This is a genomic window from Roseburia hominis (assembly GCA_040702975.1).
Classification (GTDB): Bacteria; Bacillota; Clostridia; order Lachnospirales; family Lachnospiraceae; genus Allocoprococcus; species Allocoprococcus hominis_A.
In genome coordinates this window covers 3936725-3953198 of the sequence record CP159990.1, presented here as the reverse complement: position 1 = coordinate 3953198, position 16474 = coordinate 3936725, and the positions used below count along the sequence as shown (strand labels likewise).

The following is a 16474-nucleotide window of genomic DNA, read 5'->3' as shown; positions in this document are numbered from 1 at the left end:
TTGTTTGTGCGAAAGCGTGAGCGACCAGTTGTTTTATTTAGAATTATAATTGCCAGGCATACCTAAAAGAAGGTCGGTGGACCTTCTTTTGGCCTTCAAAATGAAAAATCAATTTTTATTCTGTATTCGTAGAAAATGGGTGGTATTTTTATCGCACAGCTTATCCTTTAAACTACTCACAACGGGAAAACTATCAGAAAAGGAGCGATGGGCGATGAAAGGTTATTATACAGACAACGGGTATATGGGGTATGTCGATGGAAAGTATCAGCTCTTTGCCAGTGAAACTGATTATAAAGAATGGCTGGAGGAGTAGTGGGAGGCAGGAGAATAATGGCAGGAAAAAGCGGTGTATGATGTACTATATTTTTCCTAACTATGATATACTGAATATAATTCATAAGCTTATATCCTGATTGGAGGAAAAATGTTATGCCAAGGGGAACGAACCAGAAGTTCAAGCTGTATCGTCTTGCGCAAATTATGCTGGAAAAGACAGATGATGACCATTATATTACCATGCCGGAGATTATGTCTGCATTGGGAGAATATGATATTACGGCAGACCGCAGGAGTATTTATAATGATCTGCGAGATCTTGAAACGCTGGGTATTGAAGTGGAAGGGGAGCCGGTTGGAAACCGCTATCACTATCATGTAGTGAGCAGGCCTTTTGAACTTCCGGAATTGAAGCTTTTGGTGGATGCCATCCAGTCATCGAAATTTATCACAGAACGGAAAACCAACGCCCTGATTAAAAAATTAGAGAAGCTGGTCAGTAAATATGAGGCAATGAAGCTGCAGCGACAGGTGTACGTTTCCGGAAGAATTAAGACAATGAATGAGAGTATTTACTATACTGTGGATGCTGTTCACAATGCTATCTCCGAAAATAGAAAAATCAAATTTCAATATTTCCAGTGGAATGTGAAAAAAGAAATGGAACTGCGTCATAATGGTGCCTGGTATCATATCAGCCCCTGGGGACTTTCCTGGGATAACGAAAACTATTATCTTGTAGGATATGATTCTGATGCAGGACTAATCAAGCATTACCGTGTTGATAAAATGCTGCATATCCAAATGTCTGAGGAAAAAAGAGAGGGAAAAGAGCATTTTAAAAAGCTGGATATGGCGGACTATGCGAAGAAAAGTTTTGGTATGTACGGTGGAAAAGAACAGGAAGTGAAACTTCTGGTAGAAAATAATCTTGCGGGCGTGATTATTGACCGTTTTGGAAAAGATGTGATGATGATTCCGGAAGATGAGAATTATTTTACAGTAAATGTGAAGGTTCATGTCAGCAAGCAGTTCCTGGGATGGATATTTTCTCTGGGAGAAGGGGTAAAGATTGTCTCTCCAGACGAAGTGGTGGAGAAGATGAGAACCGAAATGAAACGATTGATACAGCAGTATAAGGAGAACGAAAGATGGACAACACATTAGAATACTACAACCAAAATGCAGACCAATTTGTCCGGAGGACATTTTCCGTAAATCTCGTCGAGAATCAGGAAAGATTTCTGAGTAAGTTGAAAGAAGGTTCTTATATCCTGGATTTTGGCTGTGGTTCCGGTCGCGATACGAAGTATTTTTTGTCGAAAGGATATAAAGTGGATGCAACTGACGGCTCCGAAGAATTATGTAAGATTGCAAGTGAGAATACAGGTGCTGCGGTAAAGCAGATGCTGTTTTCGGAACTTGATGCGCATGACCAGTATGATGGCATCTGGGCATGCTCTTCTATTTTGCATTTGCCCAAGGAGGAACTCAGATTCATTCTGCAAAAGATGGTTGTTGCATTGAAAGAGAATGGAATAATATACGCTTCCTTCAAGTATAGCGAGTTTGAAGGCGAACGGAATGGCAGATATTTTACAGATTTTACATTGGAAACGTTCAAAACTTACATACAAGATATGAAGGACCTGCAGATAGAAGAGTATTGGATTACAGCGGATGCGAGGCCGGGAAGAGGTGATGAGAAATGGCTGAATCTGATTTTGTGCAAACCGGATATAGATTGACGATTGATGGAAAGTATTATAACACATTGGATATCAAGTCCTTTTCTTTGATGATGAAGGATTCATCTTACTGTTACAAGTTTTACTGGTTGGAGGCAATCGTACAGTTGATATCGGAGGGGGTTAAGGAGACCACCTTTGATGCGATCATAGATGAGATGATCTGTAATGCCTGGTATTCCGTGAGGGAGTTCCACATTCATTTGAGCGGCATGTTATCAGATGGACAGGTAAGAGATGGGCTTGAAAGAGCGGTTCTCAGGCTGGCGGAACTTTCAGATCTTCCGGCAAATGCATCTAAGATTGAAATAAGAAATGCAATCTCAGAGCATAATTCCGAGTTGAAAACATTCAAAGAGCAGCTTACCAACATGGTTCCGTACAGAGCTTTGGCCGGCTTCTTTCATAAAAGTGATGAGGCGGTAGATTGGGGAAGTGTCCGCAGGCTGACTGCATATATAGAGAAGATTAATCAGAATACGGTCCTTCTTCCATATACACTAGGACCTGAAAGTAAACTTAAGAAGAGAGTCTATTTTCAGGATGCCTGGGTAGAGATGATTCAGGATCAGACGGTAGCGATTCTTGGCTGGGTCCAGTATGAAAAGGTTAAATGGCTGCAGAATAATAATCCGGAGGTGCCGGGACTTATATACAAGCTCGCGCCAATGGATGAGAGAATGCGTAAGTTAAATAATGTTCGTAAATTATGGGAAGGTATTCTTGAAGTAAATGAGGTCAGGGATGTATTTACAGACCAGCCTGTAGTGCCGAAGCAATATGATGTGGATCATTTTATCCCCTGGTCATTTGTAATGAATGATGAACTGTGGAATCTGATGCCGATGGATTCTTCTCTTAACTCATCGAAAAGTAACAGGCTCCCGAAATGGAATCCGTTCTTTGAACGTTTTGCAAGGAACCAGTTTATTATGTATGGCCTGATCCATGAAAAGAGTGGAATCAGAAAATTGTATGAGGCCTGCTACAGAGATAATCTGCATTCGCTATGGGCTGGACAGGAACTGTATAGAAAGGGAAATTCAGAAACAGAATTTTATAATATTCTGCAGAAGAATATGCAGCCGGTGTATGATTCCGCCAGAAGGCAGGGATATGAAGTTTGGAATCGAAGTTAGGAAGTGTGATTTGTGGAATATCAAGAGATTTTGCAGCAAAATGAATATGGATTTATCAGGACCAATGAGCATCTTGGAAAGTATGTAATTCTATTTAAGATTGCATTCAGTGGTGAAATACATGAAAAATGTTGTGAAATAACAACATATAAAAAGATAAATGTTACAAAAACATAACATTTCATATTGACATCAAGAGTTTTTATGATAGAATTATAGTACGCAGAAATGGAGGGATGATCATGAACGAATTGTTAGGAGGCCGTATTAAGGCATTAAGAAATGCGAAGCGTTTTACTCAAGAGCAGGTTGCGGATTTAATTGGCATAAGTAGACAGAAGTATGCTCGTATTGAAAATGGAACTAATAATATCAATCTTGATGTCTTATCTAAGATAGCCGGAGTGCTTGGAGTGTCAGTAGGAGACATTACAAGGGTACTTGATGAAGTGCCTGTTGTGGCATATAGAGCTGGCGAGGATAATTCTTCTTCGAAGAAGATTTTTGACATGATCGATTTGTTTTATGCCAATAAACATATGTATGTTAAATTGCAGAATGATGCGAAAGGCTAAGGGAGGTTTGCATGCAGGAGGCAAGAAGAAGAGAAATTCGTATTAAAGCGGATTCAGTAAGAGAAAAGTGCAAAGTTAGCAGATATGGAATTATTAATCTTTTTATAGAGTGTGAGAGATTGGGATACAAACTAATCCGATATCCACTTGGGGAAGAAGCGGATCTTGGTTTCACGATGATAAAGGATAATGACACTGTCATTTTTACAAATAGTAGCAGCCGTTTATCAAGAGAGATTTTCACTTTAGCGCATGAAATCGGTCATGTGATTCTTCATATGGATAAAGGAAGTTCCTTTATAGATGATAATATCACTATTTCTGGGAGAAGTGTTGATGGAAATGAGCAGGAAGCAAATTATTTCGCAGCTTGTTTATTGATGCCGGCAGATGATGTGGAGAGATTTTTAGATTTGGAGCTTGTGGATTTCAAGAATAATGGTCTATCGGCGATGGATATAGCCAGGATTATGTCAGAATTTGGTGTTAGCTTTGATATGGCCTTAAATCGTTTGGAGAATCTTGGCAAGATTAGGACAAATGAGCGATTGAAGCTTGACAACGAAAGAAACCAAAAGCGAGTAGGCAATCTCCTGAGAAGTGTTGGTGGTAATGCTGAGTTAAATGTGGCTAGTGAAAGTATAGGGATTCCATATGAGTATATTGAGTATGCTATTTACAATTATAATCATAATGTCATTCCGCGGGAAACACTTGGAAAGGTATTAGCGTGCTATCAGTTGAATATGGAAGATATAAGTGACAGACTTGTATCTCATAGTGAAGATGCGGATAACCTTGATGATTTGATAGGAGGTTTGACAGATTGAGAGCCTCTTTAGATACAAATGCGATCATACATTTTTATAAGGCAGGACGTCAGGATATCTTACTAAACCCCCATGTCCGCACGCCTGACACCACCATAAATGAAACTATGCAGACGACAGGTTATTGAATTTATCTTTGACGCAACTTATACTGGTATTAACGGCAAAGATCGATTTAACTTTGGGCTTGTAGCCCGCTAACTAAACTGATTTCAGGTTTCCTCATTTGCACCACCATCTGTCCAGCTGCTTGCGGCAAAAGGACGTACAGTAAAATGATAACAGACAGGAAACCGTGCCGTAAATTTCCCACGGAGGTATCATGATGGATAAAATTTACGACAATTGTTGTGGTATTGATGTGCACAAAAAACTCATCGTTGCCTGCCTTAGAAAAGGCAACAGGCAGGAAGTTCGTGAGTTTGGTGCAACAACCAGAGAACTTCTCATGCTGGCTGACTGGCTCAAAGACAGCGGCTGTGAAATGACCGCAATGGAGAGCACCGCTTCGTATTGGAAGCCTCTGTATAACATCCTTGAATCTTCTGACCTGAAAGCCATGGTGGTAAATGCCCGCCATATGAAGGCTGTTCCCGGGAGAAAAACGGATGTAAAGGATGCTGAATGGATTGCTGACCTTCTTCAGCATGGTCTGTTACGGCCCAGCTATATCCCAGATAAAGACCAGCGGGAACTGCGGGAGCTTGTCCGCTACCGCAAAAGCCTTGTCGCAGAGCGAACCCGGGAACTGAACCGGCTCCAAAAGATGCTGGAAGGTGCAAATATCAAGCTTTCCGGAACTGTCACCGATATCAATGGTAAAAGCGCACGCAGTATCCTCGAATATCTGCTCACGGGTAAATCCATTGACGGTGCAAAGTACGATGAAATGTATGACAAAAAAATTATTGCGCATAATCTCAAAGCAACAAAGGAGCAGATTGTGGACGACCTCAATGGTTTCATGTCCCCGCTTCAGCGCAGGATGATGAAGGAACTCCTGAACCATCTGGATGAATTGAATATCCATATCAAGAATCTTGATGGTGAGATAGACAATTTTATGAAGCCGGAGGAAAAGGAAGCATCAGCTGCCATTCAGGATGTTACCGGGATTGGAAATACCAGCGCTCAGGCAATCATTTCCGTGATCGGCACAGACATGGAACGTTTTCCCACGGATGCCCATATTTCTTCATGGGCAGGCCTATGTCCCGGAGACAATGAAAGCGCAAAGAAGCGAAAATCCGGTAAAACAAGGAAAGGGAATGCCCTTCTCCGAACCACCTTAATTACCTGTGCGCATGCAGCTGTTAAGAATAAAAAGTCCTACTTTTATGCGCAATTTATGCGGATCAGTTCACATCGGGGACCGAAACGTGCCTACGTTGCTGTCGCTCATTCCATGCTGATAGCAATTTATCATATCCTCAAGGATAGTGTAGTTTTCAAAGATCTCGGTGCCGAATACTATAATCAGTTCAATAAGGAACGTAAAATCAATGCGTACCTGAAAAAGTTAAAAGCACTTGGCTGGGAGGCTCCTGTAGTTGCCACATAGACCTGTCTACTAAGTTCAAAATGAATGTTTAATAGCTTGATAGGGGCAGTTTGCGCTTTTTGGCTACCCGGAAGTTAATGTTTCACAGTAAACTTCTTTGAGGAGGGTGTGTTTATATATGAACAAATCCATGATGTAGAATTGGAAAATCATGGAAAAGATATTTTGGATAAAGTCGATGCAGATATTGCTTCTGGTAAGATAGAAATATATACAAATCAAAAACTCAAGGATTTGGCTGTTTTCAAGATATTTGAGAACAATGTCAAGGAGAACAGACTTTTATATGATACAGGGGATTTGGGCGAAGTATATGCTATTTCATTGGCCCAGACGCTTGGAGCGTATTCATTGGTTACGGATGATACGAAATAAGGTGGCCCGTATATGTCGCTTTTACATTTTGAAGATGATATTATGCCATTTACCTTTGCTGATATTTTAATTCTACGATATCTTTTGGGCGAGGTTGATGCCAAGCAGACAGTTAAAGATTTTGATGCAATAAATAAAGCAGCCGATTTGAATTGGGCATTTAGAAGCCAGGTAAGTAAGTTTATCAAACGTTTCTGGAGAGATCCATATAGACAGGAAGATTTAAAATGGATGAAGAGTTTAGTGGACGAATATAGTATAAAAGAGAGGTCAAAATTTGCTGAAATTCAAAAACTAATATGATGAATCGGGAGAAGGCAGCGCTCAATATTTGAGTGGAGCAATTCACCGGTCGTTTACTATAGTACTGATTTATGGAAGAATCTGTATGACCAGATGGCTCACAAATATTTTGCATGTAAGCCGGTGCTGTATCATTATTATGGTACTGCAAATATAAGTATGTGACATGTGCTAAGAGGGAAGAATAGTATGGCACTATATGCATTAGGTGATTTCCACCTGTCGTTTTCCGTGGACAAGCCCATGGATGTATTTGGTAGAGAGTGGAAAAGCCATGAAAAGAAAATAGAAAAAAATTGCCACAAGATGATTGCGCCAAAGGATACGCTGGTAATTACAGGCGATCATTCATGGGGCAGAAATCTTGTTGAGTGTGAAAAGGATTTAGCATTTATTGAGGCGCTTCCCGGAAGGAAAATCCTTCTTCGGGGAAATCATGACATGTTCTGGGATGCGAAGAAAACTGCCAGATTAAATGAACAGTTTAAAGGACGTCTGGAGTTTCTGCAGAACAATTTTTATGTATACGAAGATTATGCGCTGGTGGGAACTAAGGGGTATTGCTACGAGGGAAAGGATTCGATCGAGCATTTCCTGAAAATCCGGGATAGAGAAGTAGATCGTTTGAAAATGTCTTTTGATGCTGCGAAAGAGGCCGGCTACAGGAAGTTTATTTGCTTTTTGCATTATCCGCCGACGACGATCGGGGAGCAGGAAAGTCCGTTTACGCTGATGGCAGAGGAGTACGGGGCGTCGAAGGTGATCTATTCCCATTGCCATGGAAAAGCGCGTTTTGATGACAGCTTTAAGGGCTATGTGAATGGAATTGAGTATAAACTGGTTTCAGGAGATTATTTGAAGTTTAAGCCGGAACTGATACTGAAATAGAGGTATAGAAGATTATGTTTTTGATGATAGGAGTTACCCAGGGAAGAAAAAATTTCAACTATGACCAGATGATAATCTGCAATCGTTGTGGTTCCTATGGAAGATATCAGGTTTATATGACCTACATGTGTTTGTCACTATTCTTTATTCCCTGTTTTAAATGGAATAAGCAGTATTATGTACAGAGTTCTTGTTGTAATACTGTTTATGCATTGGATCCGGAAATTGGCAGGCGGATTGCCAGAGGAGAAAATGTTGAGATATTGCCGGAACACCTGACCTGGCTGCATGCGGGGCGCCAGAGCGTGTTCAAAAGGTGCAGCAACTGTGGTTTTGAGACAAGGGAGGATTTTGAATTCTGCCCGAAATGTGGAAGGAGATTTTAGGATGCGTATATTAATGCTTGGAAACAGTTTTATTTATTACAATGATCTTCCGGCGGTTTTGGCCGAACTTACTGGCGCGGAAGTATCTTCGCATACCCGCGGTGGTGCCAGACTTGCCGAGCAGATCAATCCAGAGACAGAAATGGGGGTAAAGACTCTAAGGGCACTTGCAGAAGAACAGTGGGATTATGTGGTTCTGCAGGAGATGAGCAACGCCCCGGCAACTACGAAGGATAAATTCCTGCAGTCTGCGAAAGTACTTTGTGAAAAAATAAGAGAAAACGGCGCCACGCCGGTATTCTATGCTACGTGGGCATACAAGAAGGGCAGCGACAAGATGAATTCCATGGAGTTCTCCTACGATGAGATGTATCAGCTTATGTATGATGCCTATCATGAAGCAGCAGAGCAAAATGCTGCACTTATTGCTGATGTTGGCAAGGCATTTTATGAAAAAGCAGAGGAAATAGAGCTGTATAATGAGGATGGATTTCACCCGAGTGTAAATGGAACCCGATTGGCGGCGGAAGTAATCGCAAGGACAATTATGGGGGCAGAACAATAGGCACATATATAATGCTTTTGGAATGAAAAATACGGAAATATATCGATTTGGTTTGATATATTGCTGTATTTGCGCTATACTTGCCGGTAAGTAACCCGATATTATGACGGACGAGTTAGGAGACGAGATGTATGAAGACCTGCAGACAAGCCGCAAAGGAATGGGGAATTGCTGAACGCACAGTGAGTAATCTTTGCGCAAAGGGTAAAATACCTGGTGTTGTGAAAAAAGGGAAAAGCTGGCAGATACCGGATTATGCTGATAGACCGATAGACGGACGTATCACATCCGGGAAATATTTAAAAACGAAAGAAATAGAGAAGCGGAGATCCCTTCCCATCGGGATTTCTGATTATGTACGGGCACAGTCTGAATATTATTATGTGGATAAGACCTTGCTGATCAAGGAATTTCTGGATAAAAAGCCACTGGTTTCTTTATTTACGAGACCGAGAAGATTTGGAAAGACATTAAATATGGATATGCTCAGAGTTTTTTTTGAAATATCAGACGAAGACACCAGCGTCTATTTTCGAGATAAGGCTATCTGGGAATGCGGCGATGAGTATACGAAACATCAGGGGAAATACCCGGTTGTATTTTTGACATTTAAAGATGTTAAGTTCGATTCATGGGGGGCGACCATAAACAAAATCAGCAGTCTACTTCAGGCTGAATTTAGCAGGCATCAGGAATTGCTTGAGAGTAAAAGAACAGCTGCTTATGAGAAGGAATTTTTCTCAAAAATGCTGGAAGGCAGGGCAAATGAAGTAGAATTGTCTTCGGCTTTGGAAATTCTATCCAGAATGCTTGACGAACATTATGGTAAAGCTCCGGTTATAATTATTGATGAATACGACACGCCGATTCAGGAGGGATATTCTAAGGATTTTTATGAAGAGATTGTTGGATTCATGCGAACCTTTTTTTCTGGGGCATTCAAGGATAATAAACACCTTGCTTATGGCTTTTTGACGGGGATTTTGCGTATTGCGCAGGAAAGTATTTTCAGCGGACTTAACAATCTGACAATTAATTCGGTGATGGATGATGATTACAGTAGTTATTTTGGCTTTACTTATCCCGAAGTTCTGCGAATGCTGCAATATTACAAGGTGATCAATAAGGAAACGGAGCTGAAAGACTGGTATGATGGATATCTTTTTGGAAATACTGAAATCTTTAATCCGTGGTCAGTGATTAATTATATTTCCAAGGGCTGTGTACCACAGGCATATTGGGGGAATACGGGGAAAAATGAAATTTTGGAAGATGTCCTTACGGTTGCTACAGAAGATATAACAGAAAGACTGTATTCGCTTTTGCAGGGTGAAAAAGTATTTGCAAAAGTTGATCAGAATGTTGTCTACAGATTTTTAAGCGAGGAGCCTGCAAATATATACAGCTTGCTTTTGGTTTCCGGATATCTGAAAGCTCCAAAGAAAGAACTTCAGGGAGACGGAACTTATCTGTGCGAAGTGTCTATCCCGAACAAAGAGATCGCAGCAGTCTATAAAAGCGAAATACTGTCTCATTTAGTGCAGATAGGAGCAGTCACTCGCACAACAGCAAATAAAATTGCAGAAAGTTTATATGCAAATGATTTGAAGAGACTGCAGCAGGCCATTACAGAATATCTGGATAAGTCTGTCAGTTTTTATGATTCCGGGGCAGAAGGCTTTTATCATGGACTAATTCTGGGTCTGGTAGCTTTAATGGATAATCATTATAAAATTAAATCGAACAGGGAGTCTGGTGACGGGCGTTATGATATCAGTCTGATTCCGCGCGGTAGAACACTTCCCGGCATTATAATGGAGTTAAAGTCCGAAAACGGTCTGGATGACGAAAAACTGGAAATATTATCAGAAGAAGCATTGCATCAGATCATAGATAAAAGATATGAAGCAGAACTCTTCAATGACGGTGTAGAGGAGGTGCTGAAACTCGGAATAGCCTTTTCAGGAAAGAAAGTTAAAATAAAGGCAGAATGACAAAAGTAGCTTTAAGAGTTGAATGTGCAGTTCCTGATTTATGAAATGGGGCGCTAAAATCCCCCGGAAGGGTTATGAGCGAAGAATCATGGTAATTTATACCACAAGTATAATGACAGCTAAAGATTTTTGTGATAAAGTATGATACAGAAAGAAAAAGCGGATCTGAATGGTCTGGGAAAGGAAAAGATGATGTTTACAGCTATTCGTTCAAGTTATGTATATCTGGAAAGTTTAAAAAATGCACCGCTCGATTGTGTAGAGTGGGGCTTTGATGCTGTGTGTTCAGATAAGAATAAGTTTGGAAGAAATACTGTGGTGAAGGATGTTGGCCTACCGGGATAAAGGGTAGATACGGGCAACTGGATACATTGATTTTAGAACCGCTTATCTTGTGTGAGTACACTTGGTAGGCGGTATTTTTTACGTAAGTAGTGTTGAAAATGCCATGCTTGTATGGACATTAGCAGGGCAGTTCATAAGGTAGATTAACAGAAATGAGGATCAATAAATGGATTTAATTGAGATAAAAGGAAAAGTAAATACAGCCATCTGCTACGCAAAAGTGGTAGAGGACGAGGCGATAGAGCAGATCAGACGCATGTGTGATTATCCTATGACAGAAGGCGCCAGGGTTCGTATCATGCCGGATGTGCATTCTGGAAAAGGCTGCACTATTGGAACTACAATGACAATTACGGACAAGGCCGTTCCCAATGTGGTCGGAGTTGATATCGGCTGCGGTATGTACACGGTAAATCTTGGTAAGACGGATATTGATTTTGAAAAGGTCGACGAATCTGCACATGATATTCCGTCAGGAAAGAATGTTTGGGAAGGACGCCAGGAGCGTTTTGATCTGACCAGGCTTGCATGTTACAGGGAGTTGAAAGATACCAAAAGATTAGAGAGGTCGCTTGGAACGCTGGGTGGCGGCAATCATTTTATAGAGATTGATGAGGCTGCAGATGGCACGAAGTATTTGATTATTCACTCTGGTTCAAGAAATCTTGGTAAGCAGGTTGCGGAGCTTTACCAGAAGCTGGCAGTCAATCTGGACAGAGGCTATGGGGAATATCTGGAAAAACGTGATGAGATTATCAGAACCTACAAGGAGCAGGGGCGCAGGAGCGAGATACAAGAGGCGTTAAAACAGCTTCACTTCCAGGTATATGAGGCTGAGGCAAGTATGCCGGAGGATCTTTGCTATTTATCCGGCAAATATCTTGAGGATTACCTTCATGATGTTGAGATTTGTCAGGCATTTGCAAGACGAAACAGAGAGAAAATGGCGGAGATGATTCTGGAGAGAACCGGTATGACTGGGGGCGAGGCGTTTCACACCATCCACAATTACATTGATACAGATGAGATGATTTTACGGAAAGGCGCAATAGCTGCCCACAGTGGAGAGAAAGTGCTGATTCCCATAAATATGAGGGATGGAAGCGTTCTCGCAGTTGGAAAGGGGAATCCGGAATGGAATTATTCTGCACCTCACGGGGCCGGAAGGCTCATGTCCAGAACAAAGGCGAAAGAAAACCTCAGCATGGAGGAATACCGAGAAACTATGAAGGGAGTGTATACCACTTCTATTAATGAAAATACATTGGATGAGGCGCCGATGGCATACAAATCCCTTGAGGACATCATTGATGTGATCAGAGAGTCGGTGGATGTCATTGACGTAATGAAACCTGTTTACAATTTTAAGGCTTCTGATTAAGGCAGAGGAATCTTTTCCTCTGTCTTTCAGTGTAATTCCGAGGCTTGTTATTCTAAAATATGTTTCAAATTTCTTAAATTGAATAAATTTTTGTGACAGTGTGTAGACGACAAAGGCGTAGAATGGGTATAATGGTACGTAGAAAAAATTTGCAGAGAAATTTGGGACATGGAAGTAGATAGAGACAGAAATTTTAGATAGATTAACGGAAGAACAGGAAAGGTTCTGGAGTGATAAGAAGAGGTGCTTATAATATGGAAGAGAAAAAGAAAGCGAAGGTATTTACAATTCCGAATGTGCTTAGCGCATTGCGGATTGTTTTGGCGTTTGCATTTCTTGCTATATTTTTTAGAGAGATGGAGAATCAGCAGATTTATTTGAATGTGATTCTTCTGGTGTCGGCGGTGTCGGACGCGTTGGACGGAAAGATCGCCCGGCGGTTCGATATGGTGACGGAATTGGGCAAGATTCTGGATCCGATCGCGGACAAGCTGACGCAGATTATCCTGTTGATTTGTATGGTGTCGAGATATCCGGCCATTCTGCCGGTTCTGGTGTTATTTTTGATTAAAGAGATTACTGTGGCTGTGAGCGGTGGATTTGTGATTTGGAAGACCGGAGTAAATGGCGGAGCAAAATGGTATGGTAAATTGAGTACGGCTGTATTTTATGTGGTCATGCTATTTCTCATCGTTTTCCCGCAGATTCCTGAAAGAGTGGCGGAAATTATGATATTTGTAAGCGGCGGATTTATTTTATTTGCGTTTAATATGTATATGCGGTTGTTCGTAAGCCTTCTGAAAAAGCACCAGAGTTGATGCGATATAGAGGATATATCGGTGCCTGCTATTTACATGAGTATTTGCACTAATTAACAAAACCTCGGCCCAGTTTTTATGAGTCGAGGTTTTGTTAATTTAATTGCCATGCATACTTTACAGTTTTTCTCCTGTAAGAAGCTCGTAAGCCTGAAGGTATTTACCGATAGTTTTATCAACGATCTCTTTCGGCAGAGTCCAGTCGTTATCCGGATTTGCTTTTAGCCAGTCGCGGGCAAACTGCTTGTCGAAGGAGGGCTGTCCGTGTCCCGGTTCATAGCCTTCAGCCGGCCAGAAACGGGAGCTGTCCGGTGTCAGCATCTCGTCACCGATTACCAGGTTGCCTTCTTCGTCGAGACCAAACTCAAATTTGGTATCTGCGATGATGATGCCGCGACTCAGCGCGTAGTCTGCACATTTCTTGTAGAGCGCGATAGTAGCGTCACGCAGCTTGGAAGCGTATTCCTCGCCTTTTCCCGGGAAATATTTCTCCAGGTGTGTGATGCTCTGTTCATAGGAAATATTTTCGTCGTGGTCGCCAATCTCTGCCTTGGTAGACGGAGTGTAGATCGGCTCCGGCAGCTTGTCAGACTCTTTCAGTCCTTCCGGCAGCTTGATGCCGCAGACTGTGCCGTTTTCCTTGTAGCTTGCCCAGCCGCTTCCTGTGATGTAGCCGCGCACGATGCACTCGATCGGCAGCATGTTCAGCTTTTTACACATCATACTGTTGCCGTCGAACTTCGGCTGCTGGAAGAATTCCGGCATATCTTTTACATCGACCGAAATCATATGATTCGGAAGAATATCCTCTGTCATATCGAACCAGAATTTGGACATCTGGGTCAGTACGGTTCCTTTTTTCGTTACATTATTGTTTAAGATGACATCAAAACAACTGATACGGTCAGTTGCAACCATGATCAGGCTGTCGCCGTTATCATAGATCTCACGGACTTTTCCCTCTTTTACAGGTTTCATTTCAATGCTCATTGGTATGGCCTCCCTATGTAATTTATGCGGACATTATATCATATCTTCTGAGAATTGTGCACCCCTAAAATGAGGGAGAGCTTTGGCTTTTGTTTGTTTGGTTTTCGGTTTGCCTTTCAAATTGGTGGTATTAATGAGCAACAATGGGGAATTAAATAGCATCATATGTATTTAATGCGTATGTTATAATGGCGGCATAGAAAAAAGTGAGAAAAAACATTAAATATAATGATTGTATTTATAGTTACTGGCATTTAATAGTGAGGAGGATATTGAAATGTTGAACTGGGGAATTGTTGGTGCAGGCGGAATAGCCAGCGCCGTCATAGGCAGTATAAAAAAACTGGAACATTCGCGGATTATTGCAATCGCATCAAGGTCAAATTCAGAACAGTTTGCCCGGGAACATGGCATCGAACGATGGTATGATGACTACGAAAAAATGATGAAAGATCCAGATGTCCAAGTAGTTTATGTTGCTACAATACATCCTCTGCATTATGAAAATGTTATGTTGGCAATTGCTTATGGTAAGCATGTGGTTTGTGAAAAACCTATGGGAATCAATGCGGAACAGACACGGAATATGATTAAGGCAGCAAAAGCGAGGGGTGTATTTCTGTGCGAAGCTGTATGGACATGCTTTTTTCCTGCATATCAAAAATTGCAGGAATTAATATCGATAGGAGAAATTGGAAGTTTGCAGGCTGTAACGGTAAACTTTGGTCTTGGCATAGACTATGCACCAGAAGAACGTATTTTTAAGCCTGCACCTGTAGGTGGCAGTGTCACGGGAATGAGTATATATCCAGCTGTAATATTAAAAGCTGTGTTGGGATTAAAAGGAATAGAACCAAAATGTCATATTGTTATGAGGGAAAAAACGGATATCAGGTATAGTCTTACGGCTAAGTGTCTTAATGGAGTGTTGGTTAATGTACTCTGTGGTGTTGATCTTAAGTTGCCATTGACTGCTGAAATATATGGATCAGAAGGTTATATAAAAATACCACGTTTTTTGTGTCCGGATCGGCTGGAGCTAAACAAAAACGGAAAATGTGAACTATTGTGTTTTCCGCTGCCGAAAAATGATCAGGGCTATTTGTATGAATTTAGTGCTGTGCAGGAGAGCATTATGAGGGGGGATCTTTTTTGTAAACAGGTTTCATGGGAAGACAGTATTGCATATGCAGAATATACAGATCAAATAAGTGGGCAACTGAGGTGTGACGAAGAATGATTGATAAAAAAGAGAAGAAATTTTTTAAGAGATTTTATAGGACGAATTAATTATAGGGTTTGGATGTAGCATATGTTGCTTATACAGCAAGAAAAACTCTGGAGGATATTCCGCAACATATGGACATATACGCCGGTCCCGATTTTGTAAAAAATGCTCATAGTGTATATATACCGGGATTTCTGAAACTATGAAGCCTTAGAGTATTGGCAGTATTTGGCATGATTGCAGAAAACCCGATTCAGAAATTAAACTGCATAGACAATGTGGAAGGGGGAAAAATTGTTATAGAGGAGCAATATTTGCGCAAAGAAAGCTGTTGTGATGTGCATGTTTTGCAGAAATTAGTAAGAATTCATTGTGTGATTTGGGATGAAAAATGAAATGCAACAAACAGATCGGGAAATCCTTCACATTATGCCGGCGAGTTGAGCAATATTCATATCATGTTCAGCAACATATGGGAACTGGGATGTGCTTAAATGAAGTCATATTAAAAACAATCCATTTTTTAAAATGAAAGGAGAAAAATGATATGAGAAAAATTGAAAATTCAGGCTTTGATAATAAGTCTTATAATGGGGAATATGTGATGAGAGCGGTAGATAGAGCGGTTCATGAACGGGCGCGGTATCTGGTATGTTTTTATGATACGTTGGTTGAGGAGATGGGGAAAGAAAAGGCAACAGAGATATGTAATCGGGCCTTGTGGAGTTATGGCAAGCTGAAACCAGATCTTACGGATGGACATCCGGGAGATGTGAGGCCTTTTGCAGAAGCGGCTACATTGGGAATTGAATATTACTGTCAGGAACATATGCATAATACACTTGAATTTTTGACGGAGGATAAGGCAATTGTTCACCTTCAGGGACGCTGCGCATTGGTTGATGCATGGCGGGAGCTTGGACTTTCAACAGAAAAATGTAAGGAATTATGCGAGATTGCCTGTCATGGGGATTATGCTCACATGGATACGATGGGGCTTAAATGTACGTTTAGCACAACTTTCGCCAATGGAGATGACCATTGTGAGGTGATTATTGAGAAAAAATAA

General features: G+C 41.1%; 21 protein-coding genes. 20 read left to right on the top strand and 1 reads right to left on the bottom strand.

Features of this window, described 5'->3' with window-relative positions; translation table 11 throughout:
* The first annotated feature begins 432 nt into the window (after positions 1–432).
* The 17 genes from ABXS75_18335 (at position 433) to ABXS75_18255 (ending at position 13187) form a co-directional block, all read left to right on the top strand.
* Entirely contained in the window at positions 433–1446 is a 1014-nt protein-coding gene (locus ABXS75_18335) for a WYL domain-containing protein (GenBank protein ID XCP84960.1), read from the top strand.
* The gene (locus ABXS75_18330; GenBank protein ID XCP84959.1) at positions 1431–2027 is read left to right on the top strand and encodes a methyltransferase domain-containing protein; all 597 of its coding nucleotides are present in this window, start codon (positions 1431–1433) and stop codon (positions 2025–2027) included. Before ABXS75_18335 ends, ABXS75_18330 begins: the two co-directional genes overlap by 16 nt.
* Positions 1988–3166, top strand: a complete 1179-nt coding sequence (locus tag ABXS75_18325) for an HNH endonuclease domain-containing protein (protein ID XCP84958.1) — start codon at positions 1988–1990, stop codon at positions 3164–3166. Before ABXS75_18330 ends, ABXS75_18325 begins: the two co-directional genes overlap by 40 nt.
* A gap of 12 nt (positions 3167–3178) precedes the next feature.
* Positions 3179–3343: a hypothetical protein gene (locus ABXS75_18320; protein ID XCP84957.1), complete on the top strand. Its 165-nt coding sequence runs from the start codon at positions 3179–3181 to the stop codon at positions 3341–3343.
* Positions 3344–3408: 65 nt separating this feature from the next.
* A complete protein-coding gene (locus ABXS75_18315) occupies positions 3409–3741 on the top strand; it encodes a helix-turn-helix transcriptional regulator (GenBank protein ID XCP84956.1) in 333 nt (110 codons plus the stop codon).
* Between the two features lie 11 nt (positions 3742–3752).
* Entirely contained in the window at positions 3753–4571 is an 819-nt protein-coding gene (locus tag ABXS75_18310; protein XCP84955.1) for an ImmA/IrrE family metallo-endopeptidase, read from the top strand.
* A 322-nt stretch (positions 4572–4893) separates the two neighbouring features.
* Positions 4894–6132 (top strand): IS110 family transposase, encoded by a 1239-nt coding sequence (locus tag ABXS75_18305; protein XCP84954.1) that lies wholly within the window; start codon positions 4894–4896, stop codon positions 6130–6132.
* A gap of 108 nt (positions 6133–6240) precedes the next feature.
* Positions 6241–6507, top strand: coding sequence for a hypothetical protein (locus ABXS75_18300; protein XCP84953.1), 267 nt, complete (start codon positions 6241–6243; stop codon positions 6505–6507).
* Positions 6508–6519: 12 nt separating this feature from the next.
* Complete coding sequence (locus tag ABXS75_18295; GenBank protein XCP84952.1) at positions 6520–6810, top strand: hypothetical protein; 291 nt, start codon at positions 6520–6522, stop codon at positions 6808–6810.
* Positions 6811–6813: 3 nt separating this feature from the next.
* The gene (locus ABXS75_18290; protein XCP87194.1) at positions 6814–6975 is read left to right on the top strand and encodes a nucleotidyltransferase domain-containing protein; all 162 of its coding nucleotides are present in this window, start codon (positions 6814–6816) and stop codon (positions 6973–6975) included.
* Between the two features lie 24 nt (positions 6976–6999).
* Entirely contained in the window at positions 7000–7698 is a 699-nt protein-coding gene (locus tag ABXS75_18285; protein ID XCP84951.1) for a metallophosphoesterase, read from the top strand.
* A gap of 14 nt (positions 7699–7712) precedes the next feature.
* A complete protein-coding gene (locus ABXS75_18280) occupies positions 7713–8084 on the top strand; it encodes a zinc ribbon domain-containing protein (protein ID XCP84950.1) in 372 nt (123 codons plus the stop codon).
* Between the two features lies 1 nt (position 8085).
* Positions 8086–8649 carry a DUF4886 domain-containing protein gene (locus ABXS75_18275; protein XCP84949.1) on the top strand — a complete coding sequence of 188 codons (564 nt, stop codon included), beginning with the start codon at positions 8086–8088 and terminating at the stop codon, positions 8647–8649.
* A 131-nt stretch (positions 8650–8780) separates the two neighbouring features.
* Positions 8781–10643 (top strand): AAA family ATPase, encoded by a 1863-nt coding sequence (locus ABXS75_18270; GenBank protein ID XCP84948.1) that lies wholly within the window; start codon positions 8781–8783, stop codon positions 10641–10643.
* A 141-nt stretch (positions 10644–10784) separates the two neighbouring features.
* Entirely contained in the window at positions 10785–10988 is a 204-nt protein-coding gene (locus tag ABXS75_18265; protein XCP84947.1) for a hypothetical protein, read from the top strand.
* A gap of 166 nt (positions 10989–11154) precedes the next feature.
* Entirely contained in the window at positions 11155–12369 is a 1215-nt protein-coding gene (locus ABXS75_18260; protein XCP84946.1) for an RtcB family protein, read from the top strand.
* Positions 12370–12623: 254 nt separating this feature from the next.
* Positions 12624–13187: a CDP-alcohol phosphatidyltransferase family protein gene (locus ABXS75_18255; GenBank protein ID XCP84945.1), complete on the top strand. Its 564-nt coding sequence runs from the start codon at positions 12624–12626 to the stop codon at positions 13185–13187.
* Positions 13188–13304: 117 nt separating this feature from the next.
* On the opposite strand, the gene ABXS75_18250 is transcribed toward ABXS75_18255, so the two are convergent.
* The gene (locus ABXS75_18250; protein ID XCP87193.1) at positions 13305–14165 is read right to left on the bottom strand and encodes a phosphoribosylaminoimidazolesuccinocarboxamide synthase; all 861 of its coding nucleotides are present in this window, start codon (positions 14163–14165) and stop codon (positions 13305–13307) included.
* Positions 14166–14454: 289 nt separating this feature from the next.
* On the opposite strand from ABXS75_18250, the gene ABXS75_18245 reads away from it, so the two are divergent.
* From ABXS75_18245 to ABXS75_18235, 3 genes are all read left to right on the top strand, one after another.
* Positions 14455–15417 (top strand): Gfo/Idh/MocA family oxidoreductase, encoded by a 963-nt coding sequence (locus ABXS75_18245; protein XCP84944.1) that lies wholly within the window; start codon positions 14455–14457, stop codon positions 15415–15417.
* A 221-nt stretch (positions 15418–15638) separates the two neighbouring features.
* Positions 15639–15800 carry a hypothetical protein gene (locus ABXS75_18240; GenBank protein ID XCP84943.1) on the top strand — a complete coding sequence of 54 codons (162 nt, stop codon included), beginning with the start codon at positions 15639–15641 and terminating at the stop codon, positions 15798–15800.
* 152 nt (positions 15801–15952) lie between these two features.
* Positions 15953–16474, top strand: coding sequence for an L-2-amino-thiazoline-4-carboxylic acid hydrolase (locus ABXS75_18235; protein ID XCP84942.1), 522 nt, complete (start codon positions 15953–15955; stop codon positions 16472–16474).

What these genes read in the sequence shown, in the direction of transcription:
- ABXS75_18330 (XCP84959.1), top strand. Translation starts at nt 1,431, where the DNA reads ATGGACAACACATTAGAATACTACAACCAAAATGCAGACCAATTTGTC.
- ABXS75_18325 (XCP84958.1), top strand. Translation starts at nt 1,988, where the DNA reads ATGGCTGAATCTGATTTTGTGCAAACCGGATATAGATTGACGATTGAT.
- ABXS75_18265 (XCP84947.1), top strand. Translation starts at nt 10,785, where the DNA reads ATGATACAGAAAGAAAAAGCGGATCTGAATGGTCTGGGAAAGGAAAAG.
- ABXS75_18260 (XCP84946.1), top strand. Translation starts at nt 11,155, where the DNA reads ATGGATTTAATTGAGATAAAAGGAAAAGTAAATACAGCCATCTGCTAC.
- ABXS75_18310 (XCP84955.1), top strand. Translation starts at nt 3,753, where the DNA reads ATGCAGGAGGCAAGAAGAAGAGAAATTCGTATTAAAGCGGATTCAGTA.
- ABXS75_18270 (XCP84948.1), top strand. Translation starts at nt 8,781, where the DNA reads ATGAAGACCTGCAGACAAGCCGCAAAGGAATGGGGAATTGCTGAACGC.
- ABXS75_18335 (XCP84960.1), top strand. Translation starts at nt 433, where the DNA reads ATGCCAAGGGGAACGAACCAGAAGTTCAAGCTGTATCGTCTTGCGCAA.
- ABXS75_18295 (XCP84952.1), top strand. Translation starts at nt 6,520, where the DNA reads ATGTCGCTTTTACATTTTGAAGATGATATTATGCCATTTACCTTTGCT.
- ABXS75_18235 (XCP84942.1), top strand. Translation starts at nt 15,953, where the DNA reads ATGAGAAAAATTGAAAATTCAGGCTTTGATAATAAGTCTTATAATGGG.
- ABXS75_18305 (XCP84954.1), top strand. Translation starts at nt 4,894, where the DNA reads ATGATGGATAAAATTTACGACAATTGTTGTGGTATTGATGTGCACAAA.
- ABXS75_18275 (XCP84949.1), top strand. Translation starts at nt 8,086, where the DNA reads ATGCGTATATTAATGCTTGGAAACAGTTTTATTTATTACAATGATCTT.
- ABXS75_18315 (XCP84956.1), top strand. Translation starts at nt 3,409, where the DNA reads ATGAACGAATTGTTAGGAGGCCGTATTAAGGCATTAAGAAATGCGAAG.
- ABXS75_18280 (XCP84950.1), top strand. Translation starts at nt 7,713, where the DNA reads ATGTTTTTGATGATAGGAGTTACCCAGGGAAGAAAAAATTTCAACTAT.
- ABXS75_18255 (XCP84945.1), top strand. Translation starts at nt 12,624, where the DNA reads ATGGAAGAGAAAAAGAAAGCGAAGGTATTTACAATTCCGAATGTGCTT.
- ABXS75_18250 (XCP87193.1), bottom strand. Translation starts at nt 14,165, where the DNA reads ATGAAACCTGTAAAAGAGGGAAAAGTCCGTGAGATCTATGATAACGGC.
- ABXS75_18245 (XCP84944.1), top strand. Translation starts at nt 14,455, where the DNA reads ATGTTGAACTGGGGAATTGTTGGTGCAGGCGGAATAGCCAGCGCCGTC.
- ABXS75_18240 (XCP84943.1), top strand. Translation starts at nt 15,639, where the DNA reads ATGATTGCAGAAAACCCGATTCAGAAATTAAACTGCATAGACAATGTG.
- ABXS75_18285 (XCP84951.1), top strand. Translation starts at nt 7,000, where the DNA reads ATGGCACTATATGCATTAGGTGATTTCCACCTGTCGTTTTCCGTGGAC.